Source organism: Agaribacillus sp. DX54, from assembly GCF_056858335.1.
The window spans coordinates 1-1,015 of record NZ_JBXEQE010000102.1; the positions used below are offsets into that span (position 1 = coordinate 1).

2 protein-coding genes are annotated in these 1,015 nt (G+C 34.6%); one reads left to right on the forward strand and one right to left on the reverse strand.

Annotation, left to right across the window (positions count from 1 at the left end; translation table 11 throughout):
- Positions 1-601, forward strand: a 601-nt coding sequence (locus AC04NP_RS30510) for a hypothetical protein (protein ID WP_482863915.1), incomplete at its 5' end; no start/stop codon positions are given.
- A 109-nt stretch (positions 602-710) separates the two neighbouring features.
- On the opposite strand, the gene AC04NP_RS30515 is transcribed toward AC04NP_RS30510, so the two are convergent.
- The coding region (locus AC04NP_RS30515) for a hypothetical protein (protein WP_482863916.1) at positions 711-1,015 on the reverse strand (305 nt) is incomplete at its 5' end.

Here is a 1,015-nt window from a genome sequence, read left to right on the forward strand (position 1 = left end):
AATTAAAATGGTGAAGCTCAACTGGTTCTTTGGAATAGCCCTATTGATCTCTTTCCCACTGTATTTAATGGCCCTTAAATCAAAGCTTAGAAAAATGGAGAGTTACTACAAGGAAGAGGTCAGAGCTTTAAGTGAAGATATCGAACTACTGCATTATGCTTCTTTAAAACAGTATCAAATAGAGCAAAACCTCATAATACTTGACACAGTTACGTTCTTTAATGAAAACGGAAGTATACACACAAGCGAAATATTTACTATTAAAAATCAGCTTTGTCTTTTCATAACAAAAAAAATGTGTAATGCGTGCATATATAATATACTTGATCATCTTGATCGAATGAGCGAAAATGATACGTTCAAAGTGTTTATCGAGTCTTCATCCATCAAGGAGTTGTCTCTGAAAAAACGGACATATAATCCAAAGTTTGAATATTACGGATATAAAAGTTGGGGGGTTGATCTTTTGGGAGGATGTGAAAAGCCTGTTTTGGCTGTGATTTATGGTAATGGAAGTATTAAACATATTTTCATACCACTTATACCCTTTCAAACCAGAACCAGAGAATATTTGAAGATGTTCGTGATGCATCCCGCTTAAACCTCTTCCTAATTTGTAATTTATAATAGATAAAAATAATTTGGTCACAACTTATTTATTAGAATTTTTAACCTAACTTTTTTCAAAAAAAACTAAATGGAAAAATAAGTTAAGGTATGTAGCAGCAGGTATATTCCTGTTGAGCCTGATTACCAATGTAAGCCTTTCGCTTACCGATCCTTTTGTACATGTAGGCGCTGATTTGCTGGCACAAACAGGTAGTAATAGTAGTACTACCGGACAATGCATTAAGTGCGATAACATTGATGAGGTGGATTGTCAAACAGTCTGGGTGGGGAATGTGCCTCACAAGTTTTATGGCCCAAGTCATCCGTGTGACTGATAGTGTTTGAAATATCATTAATAAGGCAGGGATTTCAGAAAGTTTCTGCCTGTTTACATACATATTATCTA